At 44.3% G+C, this 17,848-nt stretch carries 16 protein-coding genes; 13 read left to right on the plus strand and 3 right to left on the minus strand.

Going from position 1 to position 17,848, the window contains the following annotated elements; genetic code table 11:
• Window positions 1-93: 93 nt before the first annotated feature.
• From AB4167_RS16090 to map, 3 genes are all read right to left on the minus strand, one after another.
• Window positions 94-477, minus strand: coding sequence for a DUF3461 family protein (locus AB4167_RS16090; RefSeq protein ID WP_102533637.1), 384 nt, complete (start codon window positions 475-477; stop codon window positions 94-96).
• Between the two features lie 218 nt (window positions 478-695).
• Window positions 696-3,317: a bifunctional uridylyltransferase/uridylyl-removing protein GlnD gene (gene glnD, locus AB4167_RS16095; RefSeq protein ID WP_372112407.1), complete on the minus strand. Its 2,622-nt coding sequence runs from the start codon at window positions 3,315-3,317 to the stop codon at window positions 696-698.
• A gap of 138 nt (window positions 3,318-3,455) precedes the next feature.
• Window positions 3,456-4,334 (minus strand): type I methionyl aminopeptidase, encoded by an 879-nt coding sequence (gene map / locus AB4167_RS16100; protein WP_017060743.1) that lies wholly within the window; start codon window positions 4,332-4,334, stop codon window positions 3,456-3,458.
• A gap of 457 nt (window positions 4,335-4,791) precedes the next feature.
• Between map and rpsB the strand changes: the two genes are divergently transcribed.
• The 13 genes from rpsB to lpxA all read left to right on the plus strand — a co-directional run bounded on the left by rpsB (window position 4,792) and on the right by lpxA (window position 17,738).
• Entirely contained in the window at window positions 4,792-5,523 is a 732-nt protein-coding gene (gene rpsB, locus AB4167_RS16105) for a 30S ribosomal protein S2 (protein ID WP_032546326.1), read from the plus strand.
• Window positions 5,524-5,664: 141 nt separating this feature from the next.
• The gene (tsf, locus tag AB4167_RS16110; RefSeq protein WP_017063361.1) at window positions 5,665-6,510 is read left to right on the plus strand and encodes a translation elongation factor Ts; all 846 of its coding nucleotides are present in this window, start codon (window positions 5,665-5,667) and stop codon (window positions 6,508-6,510) included.
• A gap of 161 nt (window positions 6,511-6,671) precedes the next feature.
• Window positions 6,672-7,403: a UMP kinase gene (gene pyrH, locus AB4167_RS16115; protein WP_017060742.1), complete on the plus strand. Its 732-nt coding sequence runs from the start codon at window positions 6,672-6,674 to the stop codon at window positions 7,401-7,403.
• Between the two features lie 98 nt (window positions 7,404-7,501).
• Window positions 7,502-8,059: a ribosome recycling factor gene (gene frr / locus AB4167_RS16120; protein ID WP_017060741.1), complete on the plus strand. Its 558-nt coding sequence runs from the start codon at window positions 7,502-7,504 to the stop codon at window positions 8,057-8,059.
• A 98-nt stretch (window positions 8,060-8,157) separates the two neighbouring features.
• A complete protein-coding gene (locus tag AB4167_RS16125; protein ID WP_017063364.1) occupies window positions 8,158-8,910 on the plus strand; it encodes an isoprenyl transferase in 753 nt (250 codons plus the stop codon).
• Between the two features lie 15 nt (window positions 8,911-8,925).
• Window positions 8,926-9,768, plus strand: a complete 843-nt coding sequence (locus tag AB4167_RS16130) for a phosphatidate cytidylyltransferase (RefSeq protein ID WP_048612218.1) — start codon at window positions 8,926-8,928, stop codon at window positions 9,766-9,768.
• Between the two features lie 51 nt (window positions 9,769-9,819).
• Window positions 9,820-11,028 carry a 1-deoxy-D-xylulose-5-phosphate reductoisomerase gene (ispC, locus tag AB4167_RS16135; protein ID WP_017066402.1) on the plus strand — a complete coding sequence of 403 codons (1,209 nt, stop codon included), beginning with the start codon at window positions 9,820-9,822 and terminating at the stop codon, window positions 11,026-11,028.
• Window positions 11,025-12,383 (plus strand): sigma E protease regulator RseP, encoded by a 1,359-nt coding sequence (rseP, locus tag AB4167_RS16140; RefSeq protein ID WP_017060736.1) that lies wholly within the window; start codon window positions 11,025-11,027, stop codon window positions 12,381-12,383. The genes ispC and rseP overlap by 4 nt, the downstream gene beginning before the upstream one ends.
• A gap of 48 nt (window positions 12,384-12,431) precedes the next feature.
• Window positions 12,432-14,837, plus strand: a complete 2,406-nt coding sequence (gene bamA, locus AB4167_RS16145; RefSeq protein WP_017069384.1) for an outer membrane protein assembly factor BamA — start codon at window positions 12,432-12,434, stop codon at window positions 14,835-14,837.
• Window positions 14,838-14,864: 27 nt separating this feature from the next.
• On the plus strand, window positions 14,865-15,365 hold the full coding sequence (locus AB4167_RS16150; protein WP_017056311.1) for an OmpH family outer membrane protein: 501 nt from the start codon (window positions 14,865-14,867) through the stop codon (window positions 15,363-15,365).
• 5 nt (window positions 15,366-15,370) lie between these two features.
• Window positions 15,371-16,402, plus strand: coding sequence for a UDP-3-O-(3-hydroxymyristoyl)glucosamine N-acyltransferase (gene lpxD, locus AB4167_RS16155; protein ID WP_372136751.1), 1,032 nt, complete (start codon window positions 15,371-15,373; stop codon window positions 16,400-16,402).
• Between the two features lie 93 nt (window positions 16,403-16,495).
• On the plus strand, window positions 16,496-16,948 hold the full coding sequence (fabZ, locus tag AB4167_RS16160; RefSeq protein ID WP_048661224.1) for a 3-hydroxyacyl-ACP dehydratase FabZ: 453 nt from the start codon (window positions 16,496-16,498) through the stop codon (window positions 16,946-16,948).
• Window position 16,949: 1 nt separating this feature from the next.
• Window positions 16,950-17,738, plus strand: a complete 789-nt coding sequence (lpxA, locus tag AB4167_RS16165; RefSeq protein WP_017069381.1) for an acyl-ACP--UDP-N-acetylglucosamine O-acyltransferase — start codon at window positions 16,950-16,952, stop codon at window positions 17,736-17,738.
• Window positions 17,739-17,848: the final 110 nt, after the last annotated feature.

Here is a 17,848-nt window from a genome sequence, read left to right on the forward strand (position 1 = left end):
ATAAAAATAAAGGGCTGATAGTGATATCAGCCCTTTTTGTGTCTATGCAATCTTAGCGGTAAAACTAATGTTAGTTAGTCGCTCATCGCGGGATCATTTCAGTTTTTCTAGATCGGCTTCGATCTCTGAGATCTTACTTGATACAACCTTCTCTAAGTGGCGTAAGTCGGTAAGGATCTTCTGCTTCACATCGACCTCAGCGGTTGGCGTCGGTTTGGTGATCTTATTGAGCTCATCAATCACAAGAGTGAGGTTGCGGTTAATCTCAGTCACTTCTTTGTATTGATTATTGCCACCGCTAACAAGCACACTTTTTACTTGTCGTGGGTACTTAAACTTAACGCTTTTCGCGAACAGTTCACCTTTCTGCTTACGAAAGTAAATCTTCAGGATATCTTTATGAGCTTCTTGGCGAAGGGAGTAACGTTCAATCTGTTTAGGTTCGTGGATACCTAAGCCAGTGAGGTTTGGATACATAAGCGACCTCTAGGTTATGAATGTAATACTTTTATGTAATTGACTTGATCAATGTAGCAGCCTAACGACGAGCTAGATAGTTGATATCTGTGAATTGATTGTAAGTTGTGGGCAAGATCGCTCTCTATCTTTGCCCACACTTATTTGGCTATTAAAGCTATTCCTAGAGCTAAACTTGTTTCCTAGTAATAACTTACTTCTAGCACTAAATTAGCTTTCTAAGGTGCGAGTTCTGAAACATGCTCAGTTAACCTTTCTCTTAGCGCTTGTTCCTGTTCTTCAGACAGTCTTCCTCCCGCGTCACTGGTCAGAATAAACAAATCTTCAGCTCTCTCACCTATGGTGGTGATTTTCGCACCGTGCAAGTTAATGTCTAATTCTGCAAAGGTTGCACCGACTTGAGCCAACAACCCTGGTGTATCAAGAGCTCTTAACTCCATCAAGGTACGTTTCTTGCTCTTGGTTGGTAGGAACTCAACTAAGGTTTTGACCTTAAAGTGTTGCAAGTTACGTGGCGTGCGACGCGTCTTAATCTTAGTCGGGCGGCCATCAGTCAATACATGAGTCAGATGTTTAGCAACGGCTTTGTGTCTTGCTTCATCAATCGCTTCGCCGTGCTGGTCTAGTACGATAAAGGTATCCAAAACATGACCATCTTTGCTAACCATGACCTGCGCGTCATGAACGTTAAAGTTACGTCTGTCGAGTTCGGCAACCACGGTCGCAAACAGTGCTGCTTGGTCTTTACAATAAACGAACACTTCTGTGCCACCGCGCGTCGCTTTCTTACTGATCAGCACTAACGGTTGGCTTGGGTCTTCTAGGCGAAGTAAGTGCTCACAGTGCCAAGCGATTTGTTTATGTGTGTGACGCAAGAAATAATCGGCCTTAAAGCGTTGCCACAACACTTCAATCTCACGAGCGGTGAAGCCTTCTTTACGCAGCAGTGCTGATGCCATTTGTTGGTTGTGACGAATACGGTCTCTGACATCGACAGGGTTTTCCAAGCCGCGGCGCAGTGCTCGCTGCGTTGAGTGGAACAGCTCAGCTAACAGGGTTCGTTTCCAACTGTTCCATAGCTCAGGGTTAGTCGCACAGATATCGGCAACGGTTAAACAAACCAGTAGCTCGAGTGATTCTTCATCACGCACTTTTTTGGCGAATTCGGTGATCACATCTGGGTCGTAGATATCACGACGTTGAGCCGTTACTGACATCAATAGGTGATTTTGTACCAACCACGCGACTTGTTTGGCTTCAGGCTTCGATAGCCCGTGTTCAATACAGAAAGAGTAAGCCTCAACCGCACCTATCTCAGAGTGGTCTCCGCCGCGGCCTTTGCCGATGTCATGGAAGATAGCGGCAAGGATCAGCAACTCTTTCTTCTGTACTCGAGGATAGACTTCACAGCAGATAGGGTGCTTATCGTGGTTTTCGATTTGACCAAAGCGGTTGATGTGCTTGAGCAGGCGGATACTGTGCTCATCCACGGTGTAAACATGGAATAGGTCAAACTGCATCTGACCAACGATCTGGCTCCACTGCGGTAAGTACGCAGAGAGCACGCCCAATTTGTGCATTAAGCTAAAGGCTTTGTGCAGGGCATTAGGGTGGCGAACTAGATCCATGAACTTGTCACGAGCTTCAGGAATGGTATGCAGGAATCGGTTCAATCGACGGCGTGCCGTACGCAGTTGTCGCAATGTTGGTGGACTTACCCCTTCGATAGTCGAGTCATTGGCGATATGGATGAACATATCGAGAATGGTTTCTGGTCTTGCTTGGAATAGGGCAGGCTTGCGCGCTTCGATCAACGAACCTCGACGTTGGAAATCACTATCGAGAATTTCAGCGTCTTGGGTTTGACCGCCATTGATGATCGCTTGATCGAACAGCTTAAGCAGCATCTTATTCAGTTCAGCAACACGACGAAGGGTTCGGTAGAACTCTTTCATCATCATCTCAACACCACGGTTTCCTTCACCCGTATAACCCAGATGTTCAGCGACTTGAGCTTGATGCGCGAACGTTAAACGGTTGTCGTAACGGCGCAGTTCAATATGCAATGCAAAGCGAACACGCCATAAAAAATCTTGGCACTCAACGAGCTCACGATATTCAGCATCGGTCAGAAAGCCGTATTTGCTCATCTCTAACAAAGAGGTCGCGCCGAAGTGGCGACGCGCAACCCAGCTCAGGGTATGGATGTCTCTGAGCCCTCCCGGAGTCGATTTGATGTCCGGTTCTAAATTATAGGTGGTGTCGTGGTAGCGAGCATGACGCTCTCTCTGTTCTTGAATCTTGGCTTTGTAAAACGTCTCACTTGGCCAAAATGAATCGGAATGAATCTTCAGTTTTAGTTCTTGGAAAGTGTCTTCACTACCACATAACAATCGCGACTCTTGTAGGTTGGTCGCGACGGTTAAATCATCGGTGCCGATATCGAGACACTCAGTAATAGTTCGCACAGCATGGCCAACTTCGAGCTTTAAATCCCAAAGTAGAGTAATGAATTGACTGACCTTTTCACCAAGAGCTGGTGGTAGTGTTTTTTGCGAGACAATGAGAATATCAATGTCAGACAAAGGATGCAGTTCGCCACGACCATAACCACCCACTGCGACAAGTGAAATATGAGGCAGTTTGTTGAATCCGAAATTTTCCCACAAACGATTGAGAAGTAAATCCATGTATTCGGAGCGCAGTAGAACCAAATCGGTGACGGGATGGTGGTTCAGAAATTCATTTTTTTGATACTGCGTGAAGATCTCGAGCTGATTTTTTAATTCGCAGATTTCAATTTGTTCGTCATTGAACGTAAGAGGGCATTGATAAGGCATAGTCTGCTATCCGTGCAAGCAAATGAGAATAGTAAACAATTTAACAGAAGCTGATGGAAAATCGAAATTGAGTGGATAAAAAATATCCTCGACAATGCGAGGATATTTTTAAAAGGCTGATGCGCTCAGTTCGGTGAACTAAGCGTTCTTCATGATACGTGGGATTGTATCATCGCTGCGCAGTGTTAGTACTTCACAACCAGTATCAGTTACAACCAGAGTGTGCTCCCATTGAGCCGAGTTCTTGCTGTCTGCTGTGTATACTGTCCAGCTATCTTCGTCATCAAGACGACAGCCAAACTTACCCGCGTTGATCATTGGCTCGATAGTGAAGCACATGCCTGCTTTTAGCACGGTGCGATCGCTGTTCTTGTAGTGAACTACTTGTGGATCTTCGTGGAATTCAGAACCAATGCCGTGACCACAGTAATCTTTAACAATAGAGAACTTAGCGCGTGGGTTGTTCTTGTTGTTTGTTTTGATGTACTTCTCGATAGCAGTACCGATTTGACCAAGTTGAACACCTGGCTTAACTTGGCGCATGCCTTCGTAAAGTGCTTCTTGAGCAACCATGCACAGACGCTTGTTTGCAGGTGAAACCTCACCCACTAGGAACATCTTAGAGGTGTCACCGTGGTAGCCTTGAGGGCGAGTACTAAGATCGGCATTTGCGTCATCAGGGATGATAACTGTGATATCAACGTTCAGAATGTCGCCATCTTTGAGTACCGCAGGTTTGAATTGACCTGTGCTACCTGTCTCGTCTTGTGACGCGGGAATGCCGTGACACACAATATGATTGATAGACGTACAGATAGACTTAGGGAAACCGTGGTAATCGAGTGGCGCAGAGTATGCACCTCTTTCTAGAGCGTACTCATGACAAAGCGTATTGAGCTCTTCCGTCGTGGTACCCACTTGGATGTGAGGTTCGATCATCTCAATAATGTCAGCGGCCAGCTTGCCGGCGACGCGCATTTTTTCAATTTCTTCAGCAGTTTTAATTTTTACAGCCATTGCATATCTCTTAATTTGGTAGCACCTAAGTGTGCATATTGGGGCTATTCTATCAGTGCAGCAATTTAGCGCAACATTACCATGCCCATACATTGCTGGTGGATACTGCTCAACGTGAGTGAATCGTGATCAATTTATTGAGACAGAAGTGAATGAATAGCGACACTATTTATAGGTGAAATTCGCCGATAGGGATCAGTATAGCAGTCGCCATTTTTAGAATTTTTTCTAGCCATAGATAGACAAAATATGGTATAAAGCGCGCCGGACATCAGGACTGTTTTCTCCAATTGGCGAAACAAGCTTTATGTCCACTAACTTATTTCTTTAAATCACACACATTCCGACACATGTTCCGGGGTGCCTCAACAACACAGATAACGGCTGAAAAGTGGTTAGTTGTTAGGGGTCGGATTCATGGGGGATGTGGAGGCCTAACCCCATAGAGGATTTTAAAATGGCAACTGTATCAATGCGCGATATGCTTAAAGCTGGTGTTCACTTCGGTCACCAAACTCGTTACTGGAACCCAAAAATGAAGCCATTCATCTTTGGTGCTCGTAACAAAGTACATATCATCAACCTAGAAAAAACTGTACCAATGTTCAACGAAGCTCTAGCAGAAATCGCTAAAGTTGGTGAGAAGAAAGGTAAAGTTCTTTTCGTTGGTACTAAGCGCGCTGCATCTGAAGCTGTTAAAGAAGCTGCTGTAAACAGCAACCAGTTCTACGTTAACAACCGCTGGTTAGGCGGTATGCTAACGAACTACAAAACTGTTCGTCAGTCTATCAAGCGTCTGAAAGAACTTGAAGCGCAAGCTCAAGACGGTACTTTCGACAAGCTAACTAAGAAAGAAGCTCTAATGCGCACTCGTGAAATGGAGAAGCTAGAGAAGTCTCTTGGTGGTATCAAGAACATGGGCGGCCTACCAGACGCTCTATTCGTAATCGATGCTGATCACGAACACATCGCAGTTAAAGAAGCAAACAACCTAGGTATCCCAGTTTACGCTGTAGTTGATACTAACTCTAACCCAGACGGCGTTGACTTCGTTATCCCAGGTAACGACGATGCAATCCGTGCAGTACAGCTTTACCTAAACGCTGCTGCAGACGCGGTTAAAGAAGGTCGTAACAAAGACGTTGCTGCTGTAGCTGCTGAAAAAGATGGTTTTGTAGAAGCTGAATAATAGCGGCTCTGAATCACGCTTGGCTTAGCTAATATAGATTTTGAAATCTTTATTAAATGTAAGCTAAGTTATAGTTAGATTGGGGGCCTCATTTTGGCCCCTGATTTTTACCTTATTTTCGAATCAACCGAGGAATAGAGAATGGCAACTGTAACTGCTGCTCTAGTTAAAGAACTTCGCGAGCGCACTGGCGCTGGCATGATGGAATGTAAGAAAGCGCTTGTAGAAGCAAACGCTGACATCGAACTAGCAATTGAAAACATGCGTAAATCTGGCGCAGCGAAAGCAGCTAAGAAAGCTGGTAACGTTGCTGCTGAAGGCGCAATCATCATCAAAGAAGAGAACGGTGTAGCTGTTCTTCTTGAAGTTAACTGCCAAACTGACTTCGTAGCAAAAGATGCTAGCTTCACTGCGTTTGCAGAAGAAGTTGCAGCTGCAGCAGTAGCTTCTAAAGCTTCTGTAGAAGAGCTACAAGCACAGTTCGAAGAAACTCGCGTTGCTCTAGTTGCTAAAATCGGCGAAAACATCAACATCCGTCGCGTAGCTTACGTTGAAGGTGCTGCACTAGCTTCTTACCGTCACGGTGAGAAAATCGGTGTTGTTGTAGCTGGTGAAGGCGAAGCTGAAACTCTTAAGCACGTTGCTATGCACGTTGCTGCTTCTCGTCCTGAGTTTGTTAACCCAGAAGACGTACCAGCAGACGTAGTTGCTAAAGAGAAAGAAGTTCAAGTTGAAATCGCTATGAACGAAGGCAAGCCTCAAGAGATCGCTGAGAAAATGGTTATCGGCCGTATGAAGAAATTCACGGGCGAAATCTCTCTAACTGGTCAAGCTTTCATCATGGAACCTAAGAAAACTGTTGGCGAAATCCTTAAAGAAAAAGGCGCTGCAGTATCTAACTTCGTACGTCTAGAAGTTGGTGAAGGTATCGAGAAAGCTGCTGAAATGAGCTTCGCTGACGAAGTTGCAGCGGTACAAAAAGGTTAATCCTTAGCGTATTGTTTGAAAAAAGACCGTGGCAAATGCTGCGGTCTTTTTATGAATAGTGAACTATTTTTGAAGGCAACGTTAGTGGTTATGAATGCAAACTGACTTACTCAGTTTTTATCCATGACTGTTAATCATCAACTCTTTGGAAGGTAAACTCCATGACTACGAACCCTAAACCAGTGTATCAACGTATTCTGTTAAAACTTAGCGGTGAAGCGCTACAAGGCGAAGAAGGTTTTGGTATTGACCCAACGATCCTTGATCGTATGGCTCAAGAAGTAAAAGAATTGGTTGAACTAGGCGTTCAAGTTGGTGTTGTTATCGGTGGCGGTAACTTGTTCCGTGGTGCTGGTCTTGCTGAAGCTGGCATGAACCGCGTTGTTGGTGACCACATGGGTATGCTTGCAACGGTAATGAACGGCCTTGCAATGCGTGACGCTCTTCACCGTGCTTACGTAAACGCACGTGTAATGTCTGCAATCCCTCTTAAAGGTGTGTGTGACGACTACAACTGGGCAGATGCAATCAGCCAACTACGTCAAGGTCGCGTTGTGATCTTCTCTGCTGGTACGGGTAACCCATTCTTCACTACGGATTCTGCTGCATGTCTACGTGGTATCGAAATCGAAGCTGACGTAGTTCTAAAAGCGACAAAAGTAGATGGTGTATTTACTTCTGACCCTGTAGCAAACCCAGACGCAGAGTTGTATGATACGTTGTCTTACAACACGGTTCTTGATAAAGAACTTAAAGTAATGGACTTGGCTGCATTTACGCTAGCACGTGATCACAAAATGCCAATCCGTGTATTTAACATGAATAAACCAGGCGCACTACGTCGCGTGGTTATGGGTGAAACTGAAGGTACATTAATCAGCGACGCTGACTAATTTTTCGGGCTTACTGAGGTGTTGTACCTTGGTAAGCTTATCCTTATCACTCCAAATAAAAAGCTTTCTTGAAGAAAGAACATAATCAAGGTGAAATTGTGATTAACGAAATCAAAAAAGACGCTCAAGAGCGCATGGTAAAAAGTGTTGATGCACTAAAAAACAGCCTGCAAAAGATTCGTACAGGCCGTGCGCACCCGAGCCTACTTTCTGGTCTTACTGTTGAGTACTACGGTGCTCCAACGCCTTTGACTCAAGTAGCTAACGTTATCGCTGAAGATGCACGTACACTAGCTATTACAGTGTTTGATAAAACACTGACTCCTCTAGTTGAAAAAGCAATCCTGACATCTGACCTAGGCCTAAACCCTATGTCTGCTGGTACGGTTATCCGTGTTCCACTTCCACCGCTAACGGAAGAGCGTCGTAAAGACCTAGTTAAAATCGTTCGTGGCGAAGCTGAAGGTGGCCGTGTTGCTATCCGTAACATCCGTCGTGACGCGAATGGCGATCTAAAAGCACTTCTTAAAGATAAAGAAATCTCTGAAGATGAAGATCGTAAAGCACAAGACGAAATTCAAAAGCTAACTGACGCTGCGGTTAAGAACGTAGACGAAGTTCTAGCTGTTAAAGAAAAAGAGTTGATGGAAGTTTAATTTTCCATATTCTTTTCTTTCCGGAAAAACGCTGTACTCACGGTGCAGCGTTTTTTTATGCTACTCTGTTCGACTATTAGAATTTGATTCACTCTTTTATGCATAATTCTCAAGCGTTCACAGACTCTCTTCCTAAACACATTGCTATCATTATGGATGGTAATGGTCGCTGGGCAAAAGCTCAGGGCAAGCCTCGCGTCTTTGGCCATAAAAACGGTGTTCAAGCCGTTCGTAAAACTATCTCTTCTGCAGCCAGACTTGGCATTAAAGCCGTTACTCTTTTTGCATTTAGTAGCGAAAACTGGCGTCGTCCTGAAGAAGAAGTCGGTATCTTAATGGAACTGTTTATTTCAGTGCTGTCGAGTGAAGTTAAAAAGCTTCATAAAAATAATCTACAACTTCGTGTTATTGGTGATAAAAGTCGTTTCAATGATCGACTACAAAAGAAGATAGAAGAAGCGGAAGCTTTGACTAGCACCAATACGGGTATGGTTATTAATATTGCAGCTAACTACGGCGGTAAGTGGGATATTCAACAAGCAATGACCTCTATTGCTCAACAGGTAAAGTCTGGTGATATTAATGTAGATGACATTGATGAAGCTATGATTACACAGCACCTGACAATGGCAGATATTCCTGAAGTCGATCTACTTATCCGTACCAGTGGCGAATGCCGCATTAGTAATTTTATGCTTTGGCAGTTGGCTTACGCCGAAATGTATTTCACTGAACAATTCTGGCCAGACTTTAATGAAGACAGCTTAGTAGAAGCTGTGACTTGGTTTGTTAACCGTGAGCGTCGTTTTGGATGCACCGGTGAGCAAATTAAAGCTCTGATGGACAGTTAATAAGGATTTTTTGGTTTGAAACAACGAATTATTACGGCGTTGATTTTAGCTCCCCTAGTTATTCTAGGTATTTTCGAGTTATCACTTCCTACATTTATTCTTTCACTAGCGGTAATCTCGCTATTGGGTTTTTGGGAGTGGACTCAGTTTGTTGAAAGCAAATCGCGTTATTTAGCGTTGATTCCAACGGTTGTGGTAAGTGCTGCAAGTTTTGCTTTTATCCCTTTTGATGCATTTAGCCTTAATAACTTGTCTACTGCTCACTACGCCATTCTAACGATTGGCTCGATTTGGTGGGTAATCGCGAGTGGCATGGCGGTGACTTATCCTAAGTCTATGCCTGCATGGAAAGACTCTTCTCTTCTTCGTCACGCCTTTGGTGTGCTGACTCTGCTGCCATTCTTCTGGAGTGTGGTTATCCTGCGTGCTAACGGTATCGATGCTGATCCTTACCACGGTGCTAAACTGGTGATGTTTGTTTGCTTGCTTGTTTGGGCTGCAGATAGCGGCGCATACTTTTCAGGAAAGAGTTTTGGTAAGCGTAAAATGGCACCAGCGGTAAGCCCTAATAAGACGATTGAAGGTCTTATCGGTGGCATTATTACTGCGGTGATCGTGGCTTGGATCTTTGCTGACTTGTTTGACATCCAATTCACAAGCCCACTTCACATGATTGTTATTACCCTTGTGACCGTTGTTATTTCTGTTCTAGGTGACCTTGTTGAAAGCATGTTTAAGCGTGTTTCTGGGGTGAAAGACAGCAGTAATCTGATTCCTGGTCATGGTGGTATACTAGATAGAATAGATAGCTTAACGGCTGCATTCCCTGTCTTTGCTCTGCTTTATTTAGCATTCTAATAAAAAAGGGCAGTGATTCTGCCCTTTATTACATTTCTACGGTCATATGTGATGCGAAATCTAACTATCCTTGGCGCTACCGGCTCAATTGGTGCAAGTACACTAAAAGTCGTTGAGCAAAACCCAGATCTCTATTCAGTGGTTGCACTGGCTGCAGGCTCGAATGTTGAAAAGATGCTGGCGTTAGTTGAAAAGTGGCAACCAAGCTATGTTGCTATGGCTTGCTCTGATGCAGCGTCTCAACTGACTGAAGTGTTGTCCGTGAGTTACCCTAACGTAAAAGTACTTTCAGGCACTGAAGGCATGTGTCAGGTTGCTTCTCTAGAGGAAGTGGACACGGTAATGGCCGCGATTGTTGGTGCCGCTGGTTTACTTCCTACTATGTCTGCGGTTAAAGCGGGCAAGCGTATCTTGCTTGCAAACAAAGAAGCTTTGGTGATGTCTGGGCAGTTGTTTATTGATGCGGTAGCAAAGTACGGTGCAGAACTACTTCCAGTCGATAGTGAACATAATGCTATCTTTCAATGTTTACCTCAAAGCGTACAAACTAACCTAGGTCGTTGTGATTTAGAAGAGAACGGTATCAACCATATTCTTTTGACTGGTTCTGGTGGTCCTTTCCGTTATACCGATGTGGCTGAACTCGAATCAGTGACTCCTGAACGCGCAATTGCACACCCTAACTGGTCTATGGGGCCTAAGATCTCTGTCGATTCTGCGACTATGATGAATAAAGGGCTAGAGTACATTGAAGCGAAATGGCTATTTAATGCTTCTCAGGAGCAGTTAAAGGTCATCATTCACCCGCAGTCTGTGATTCACTCGATGGTTCAGTACAAGGATGGCTCTGTGCTTGCTCAAATGGGCGAACCAGATATGGCAACGCCAATCGCTTTGACGATGTCTTACCCTAATCGTACCGAGGCGGGTGTTAAGCCTTTAGACTTTACTAAAGTGGGTGAGCTTACCTTCTTAGAACCAGATTTCAGTCGTTACCCGTGTTTGAGGTTAGCGATTGAAGCGTGCTACTTAGGTCAGCATGCGACAACAGCCATTAATGCAGCAAACGAGATCGCGGTCGATGCTTTCTTGAACAATCAGGTGAAGTTTACCGATATTGCTGTCATTAACGAACACGTTATGAGCAAAGTATGTGAACAACATAACTCTGAGGGCTTAGATAGCTTGGAAAGCCTTCTCGAGCTCGATAATATGTCTCGTCAAATAGCCATTCAATTTATTAAAGAGCAGCTAGCATGAGTGGAATTCTGTGGAACTTCGCATCCTTTATTGTAGCGCTTGGTATTCTGGTCGCTGTCCATGAGTTTGGACACTTCTGGGTCGCTCGTCGTTGTGGTGTGAAAGTTGAAAAATTCTCGATTGGTTTTGGTAAATCAATCTGGAGTAAAGTGGGCCGTGATGGTACTGAATACAGCTTGTCAGTGATTCCACTGGGCGGCTACGTTAAGATGCTCGATGGTCGTGTTGACGATCTTTCTGAAGATCAACAGCAATACGCTTTCGACAAGAAGCCGCTTTGGAAACGAACGGCGATTGTGGGTGCAGGCCCTGCATTCAACTTTATCTTTGCGGTGTTCGCGTATTGGTTAGTATTTTTGATTGGCGTACCCGCGGTTAAGCCCGTGATTGGTGAAGTCACTCCACAATCTATTGCTGCACAAGCCGGAATTGAAACTGGAATGGAACTTAAATCTATTTCAGGAATCAAAACCGCAGATTGGGAATCAGTCAATATGGGGTTGATATCGCACATTGGTGATCAATCCATGACAGTGACGGTTGCTTCTCAAGACGACATCGGCTTTGAGCAACAAATGACATTGGATATTTCAGACTGGTCGTTCAACCCAGAAACTGAATCTGCAATGACAACGCTGGGCTTTAGGCCGTATTCTCCAGAGATATCGACCGTACTGGCTCAAATCATTGATGATGGCGCTGCATACGATGCAGGTCTTGAAGCTGGCGATAAAATTGTTGAGATTAACGGGCAACCTATTGAACAGTGGCAGTCGGTTGTTGAGTTAATTCGTGCTAATCCAATGACATCATTGGACTTGGTCGTATTGCGAAATGGTGCCGAGCAGTCATTGGTTATGACACCAAAAAGTCGAGAGCTTTCTGATGGTTCGACAATCGGCTATGCAGGTATTGCTCCGGAAGTCGCAGAATGGCCAGAAGATTATCGCTTTGAGTTACAATTTGGTGTAATTGAGTCTGTAGGAAAAGCATTTGATAAAACAGGTCAAATCATTGGATTGACACTGACAATGCTTAAGAAGCTCATCGTTGGTGATGTTGGCTTAAACAACTTGAGTGGCCCTATTTCAATCGCTAAAGGTGCAGGTACAACCGCCGATTATGGTCTGGTTTACTTCTTGGGCTTTTTGGCTCTGATTAGTGTTAACTTAGGGATTATTAATTTGGTTCCGCTGCCTATGCTTGATGGCGGACATTTGCTGTTTTTCGCTATTGAGGCCGTTACTCGTAAACCGGTACCTGAGAAAGTTCAGGAAATGGGATACAGAGTGGGAGGGGCAATCCTCTTCTCATTGATGGCTCTGGCAATATTTAACGATTTTACTCGTCTGTGAATGGTTTCTCACAGGCATTGGTAGTAGCAAGGAATAATTAGAATAAGTATGGCGATTAAGCAAATTCTGTTCGCAAGTCTATTGGCCACTAGTGTGGCTGCGAACGGAGCACAAAACTTTGTAGTTCAAGATATCAAGATCGAAGGTTTACAGCGTGTTGCACTTGGTGCAGCTCTACTGAAAATGCCAGTACGTATTGGCGATGAAGTGGATGAAAGCGATGTGTCTGAGATCATTCGTGCATTGTATGCTTCGGGCAACTTTGAGGACGTTAAAGTACTTCGTGATGAAGGTGTATTGATTGTTCAAGTTCAAGAACGACCGACCATCGCAAGCATCTCATTCTCTGGTAATAAAGCGATTAAAGAAGAACAGCTTCAGCAGAACCTAGATGCGTCTGGTGTTCGTGAAGGTGAAGCCCTTGACCGTACTACGCTGAGTAACATTGAAAAAGGCCTTGAAGATTTTTACTACAGTGTTGGTAAGTACAACGCGACAGTAAAAGCGGTTGTGACACCTCTGCCACGTAACCGTTCTGACCTTAAGTTTGTGTTTACTGAGGGCGTATCCGCTAAGATTCAGCAAATCAACTTTATCGGTAATGAAGTCTTCTCTGACTCTGAACTGCTTAGTCGTTTCAATCTGAATGTTGATGTTGCATGGTGGAATTTCCTTGCGGATGAAAAATACCAAAAGCAAGTATTAGCCGGTGATATCGAAGCGCTGAAATCTTACTACCTTGACCGTGGTTACCTTAAGTTTAAGGTTGACTCTACGCAGGTGGCGATCTCTCCAGACAAAAAAGGTGTTTACATCACGCTTGGCCTCGATGAAGGCGAAGCCTACACCGTTAAAGATGTCTCTTTCCGTGGTGAATTAATCGGTCGTGAGGCTGACTTCGAAGCGTTAGTGCCATTCGAAGACGGCGATACGTACAACGGTTCTTCGGTAACGTCTTTGGAAGAGAACGTAAAACGAATTCTTGGTGAATCTGGCTACGCGTACCCACAAGTTCGCACGATTCCTGAATTTGACGATGAGACCAAAGAAGTGTCGTTGGTTATCAATGTAGAAGCGGGCAGCCGTATCTATGTTCGTGATATTCGATTCACGGGTAACAACTCAACGAAAGACGAAGTACTGCGTCGTGAAATGCGTCAAATGGAAGGCAGCTGGCTTAACTCTAAGTCCATTGATACCGGTAAGAGCCGTCTTAACCGTTTAGGTTTCTTTGAAACGGTTGATGTACAAACAGTGCGTGTTCCTGGCAGTGAAGACCAAGTTGATTTGGTTTACAACGTTAAGGAAGCGAACTCAGGCAGTATCAACTTTGGTGTTGGCTACGGTACTGAATCAGGTGTTAGTTTCCAAGTTGGTTTGCAACAAGATAACTTTGCAGGTTCAGGTAACCGTGTTGGCGTAAGTGCCATGATGAATGATTACCAAAAGAACGTGAGCTTAGACTACCGTGACCCATACTGGAACCTTGATGGTGTGAGCTTAGGCGGTAAGATCTTCTACAACGAATTTGAAGCCTCTGAAGCGGGCATCGTCGACTATACCAACCAAAGTTACGGTACCAGCCTAACATGGGGCTTCCCTATGGATGAGCTGAACCGTATCGAGTTTGGTGTGGGCTATACGCACAACAAGATCGGTAACGTACCGACTTATATCCAAGTTGAACAGTTCGCGAGAAGTATCGACCAATACGGTGACGAGCACATCTTAACCGATGACTTCGATATCAATATTTCATGGACGCGTAACAATTTGAACCGTGGTTTCTTCCCAACTGAGGGTAACCACCAACGTGCTTTCGCTAAAATGACGGTACCAGGCTCTGATGCTCAGTACTTCAAAATGCAGTACGATGTAAAACATTACATCCCGCTGACCAAAAAGCATGAGTTCACACTATTGATGCGTGGCCGATTAGGCTATGGTAATGGTTATGGTCAAACAGATGGTAACGATAACTTGTTCCCATTCTACGAGAACTACTACGCAGGTGGTTTTACAACCCTACGTGGCTTTGGTTCTAACTCAGCTGGCCCGAAAGCCGTTTACGGAAGCAGCACAGGTAACAACCCAACCTATGATACCGCTACTGATGATTCAGTAGGTGGTAACGCGGTTGCTTTGGCAAGCTTAGAGTTAATTGTACCAACACCGTTTGCTTCTGATGAAGCGCGTAGCCAGATTCGTACCAGTGTCTTCTTCGACATGGCAAGTGTGTGGGACACAGAGTTCGTAGACCGTGGTGCACCGAATAGTGGTGGCCAGTACTACTACGATTACTCTGATCCAACAAATTACCGTTCATCTTATGGTGCAGCCCTTCAATGGATGTCACCGATGGGCCCACTGGTTTTCTCTCTAGCGAAACCAATTAAAGTTTACGAAGGTGATGATGAGGAATTCTTCACATTCACCATTGGTAGAACTTTCTAATATTTAAAGGACAATATTTTGAAAAATATGATTAAAGCAGCAGGTTTAGGCCTTGTAGTTCTTAGCTCTTCTTTCTTTGCAACAGCTGCTGAAGCTGCGCAAAAAGTGGGTTATGTAAACACTGCACAAGTATTCCAGGCTCTACCTCAGCGTGAAGTTGTTCTTCAAAAAATGCAGGAAGAGTTCAAAGACAAAGCAGCTGAGCTACAGAGCATTCAAGCTGAAGCTAAAACGAAGATTGAAAAGCTTAAGCGTGATGGCGAGCTACTAGGTCCTGACGAAGTTGAGAAGCTACGTATCGAAGTAGGCCAACTAGACAGCAAGTACAAAATCAAAGCTCAAGCACTAGAAAAAGCAAGCCAACGTCGTGAAGCACAAGAGAAGCAGAAGCTATTCAAAGTGATTCAAGATGCTGTAACGAAAGTTGCAGAGAAAGAAGGCTACGACATGATCGTTGATATTCAAGCTCTGCAATACGGCAAGCCAGAATACAACATCTCTGAGAAAGTAATTAAAGCACTGAAATAAGTTTTATGAAGAATCTGACTTTAGCCGAATTGGCAACGATTACCGGGGGAGAGCTACACGGAGATGGTACGATTACCGTTTCAGCAGTCGCTCCGATGGATAAAGCGCAAGAAGGTAACATTACGTTCCTTTCTAACGTGAAGTACAGCAAGCACCTAGGTGACTGTAAAGCATCCGCTATTATGGTTAAAGAGAGTGAGCGCGAACTGTGTAAGACTAACGTGATTGTGGTTAGTGACCCTTACGTTGCTTTTGCTAAGGTTGCTCAAGCGCTTGATACTACTCCTGCTCCCGCAGCGGCTATTGCTGATTCTGCTTCAATCTCTAGCGATGCAATCATTGGACAAAATGTGTCTATTGGTGCCAACGCAGTGATTGAGTCTGGTGTAGTACTTAGTGACGATGTGATCATCGGTGCTGGTTGCTTTATTGGTAAAAATACAAAAATTGGCACAGGCACAAAGCTGTGGGCTAACGTAAGTGTTTACCATGAAGTTGTGATAGGTGAAGCATGTCTGATCCAATCAAGTACTGTTATTGGCTCTGATGGCTTTGGCTATGCGAACGAGAAAGGTGAGTGGGTTAAGATCCCGCAAGTGGGTTCTGTTCGCATTGGTAACCGCGTAGAAATCGGCGCGTGTACTACCATTGACCGTGGTGCATTAGATGACACAATCATTGAAGATAACGTTATCTTAGATAACCAACTTCAAATTGCTCACAATGTTCACATCGGATATGGTTCTGCTCTTGCGGGTGGTACTATCATCGCAGGCAGCACGACGATAGGTAAGTACTGTATTATTGGTGGCGGCAGTGTGATTAATGGTCACATTGAAATCGTTGATGGCGTTACAATCACCGGTATGGGGATGGTAATGCGCAGCATCACTGAGAAAGGCATGTACTCTTCAGGTATTCCTTTACAGCCAAATAAAGATTGGCGTAAAACAGCAACGCGTGTTCATCGAATTGATGAAATGAACAAGCGTTTGAAAACCGTTGAAAAACTTATCGAGAAGAGCGCGGAATCATAATTCCAGCATTTCTAATAAAAGGCTCGCGTACAGCGAGTCTTTTTCGTTTATAATCCTTCTAATTAAATAAAGAATATATATAGGAATACGACTTTGACTACTGAACAGACAACGATGAACATTACTGAAATTCAGGAACTATTACCTCATCGCTACCCATTCTTAATGGTTGATCGTGTGACTAGCTTTGAAAAAGAAAAAACACTGACTGCGATTAAGAATGTCTCTGTTAACGAACCTCAGTTCACAGGCCACTTCCCACAACTTCCTGTATTCCCAGGCGTGTTGATCTTAGAAGCAATGGCACAAGCAACAGGCCTTCTAGCATTTAAATCTTTTGGTGCGCCTTCTGGCAACGAGCTTTACTACTTTGCAAGTGTTGATAAAGCAAAATTCCGTAAGCCAGTAGTACCTGGTGACCAACTGGTTATTGAAGTTGAATTCTTAAAAGAGCGTCGTGGTATTGCATCGTTCAACGGTGTAGCGAAAGTTGATGGCGACGTTGTATGTTCAGCTGAACTTAAATGTGCTCGTAGAGAGTTTTAATATGATTCATGAAACAGCGAAAATTCACCCGGCAGCAGTAATCGAAGGTGATGTAACTATCGGTGCTAACGTGACGGTTGGGCCTTTCACTTACATTGCTGGTAACGTGACCATTGGAGACGACACTGAAGTGATGTCGCACGTTGTGATCAAAGGTCACACAACCATTGGTAAAGAAAACCGTATCTTCCCACACGCTGTTATCGGTGAAGAAAACCAAGATAAGAAATACGGCGGCGAAGACACAACAGTTGTGATCGGTGATCGCAACGTAATTCGTGAAGCGGTTCAAATCCATCGTGGTACGGTTCAAGACAAAGCAACCACAGTGATTGGTGATGACAACTTACTTTGTGTTAATGCTCACGTAGCGCACGATGTTATTGTTGGTAACCACACTCACATTGGTAACAACGCTATTCTTGGCGGTCATGTAACGGTTGGCGACTACGCTGGTGTTATGGCACTTTCTGCGATTCACCCATTCTGCTCAATTGGTGCTTACGCATACATTGGTGGCTGTTCTGCAGTTGTTCAAGATGTACTGCCGTACGTGCTTGCACAGGGTAACCACGCGGCTCCATTCGGCCTTAACCTAGTAGGCTTGAAGCGTAACGGATTTGAGAAACCTGAAATTCGTGCACTACAGAAAGCGTACAAAGAGCTATACCGTTCAGGTAAAACACTTGAAGAAGCGAAAGCGGCTTTAGTGGAAATGGCAAAAGAGTTTACTTCGGTAGTTCCTATGCTTGAAATGCTAGAGAACTCTGAGCGCGGTATTATTCGTTAATACTCGATGTGGTTATGTACCAATCCGCGTAAGTATGACAATAATTACTTAATCAGATTGGTATAACAAAAAGATCGCTAATCATTAGGCGATCTTTTTTGTTTTAGGCA

The organism is Vibrio sp. 10N.286.49.E11, from assembly GCF_041469505.1.
GTDB lineage: Bacteria > Pseudomonadota > Gammaproteobacteria > Enterobacterales > Vibrionaceae > Vibrio > Vibrio crassostreae_C.

Excerpts from the sequence above, each read along its gene's own strand:
- AB4167_RS16090 (WP_102533637.1), bottom strand. The coding sequence starts at position 477 with ATGTATCCAAACCTCACTGGCTTAGGTATCCACGAACCTAAACAGATT.
- glnD (WP_372112407.1), bottom strand. The coding sequence starts at position 3,317 with ATGCCTTATCAATGCCCTCTTACGTTCAATGACGAACAAATTGAAATC.
- map (WP_017060743.1), bottom strand. The coding sequence starts at position 4,334 with ATGGCTGTAAAAATTAAAACTGCTGAAGAAATTGAAAAAATGCGCGTC.
- rpsB (WP_032546326.1), top strand. The coding sequence starts at position 4,792 with ATGGCAACTGTATCAATGCGCGATATGCTTAAAGCTGGTGTTCACTTC.
- tsf (WP_017063361.1), top strand. The coding sequence starts at position 5,665 with ATGGCAACTGTAACTGCTGCTCTAGTTAAAGAACTTCGCGAGCGCACT.
- pyrH (WP_017060742.1), top strand. The coding sequence starts at position 6,672 with ATGACTACGAACCCTAAACCAGTGTATCAACGTATTCTGTTAAAACTT.
- AB4167_RS16125 (WP_017063364.1), top strand. The coding sequence starts at position 8,158 with ATGCATAATTCTCAAGCGTTCACAGACTCTCTTCCTAAACACATTGCT.
- ispC (WP_017066402.1), top strand. The coding sequence starts at position 9,820 with ATGCGAAATCTAACTATCCTTGGCGCTACCGGCTCAATTGGTGCAAGT.
- rseP (WP_017060736.1), top strand. The coding sequence starts at position 11,025 with ATGAGTGGAATTCTGTGGAACTTCGCATCCTTTATTGTAGCGCTTGGT.
- bamA (WP_017069384.1), top strand. The coding sequence starts at position 12,432 with ATGGCGATTAAGCAAATTCTGTTCGCAAGTCTATTGGCCACTAGTGTG.
- AB4167_RS16150 (WP_017056311.1), top strand. The coding sequence starts at position 14,865 with ATGATTAAAGCAGCAGGTTTAGGCCTTGTAGTTCTTAGCTCTTCTTTC.
- lpxD (WP_372136751.1), top strand. The coding sequence starts at position 15,371 with ATGAAGAATCTGACTTTAGCCGAATTGGCAACGATTACCGGGGGAGAG.
- lpxA (WP_017069381.1), top strand. The coding sequence starts at position 16,950 with ATGATTCATGAAACAGCGAAAATTCACCCGGCAGCAGTAATCGAAGGT.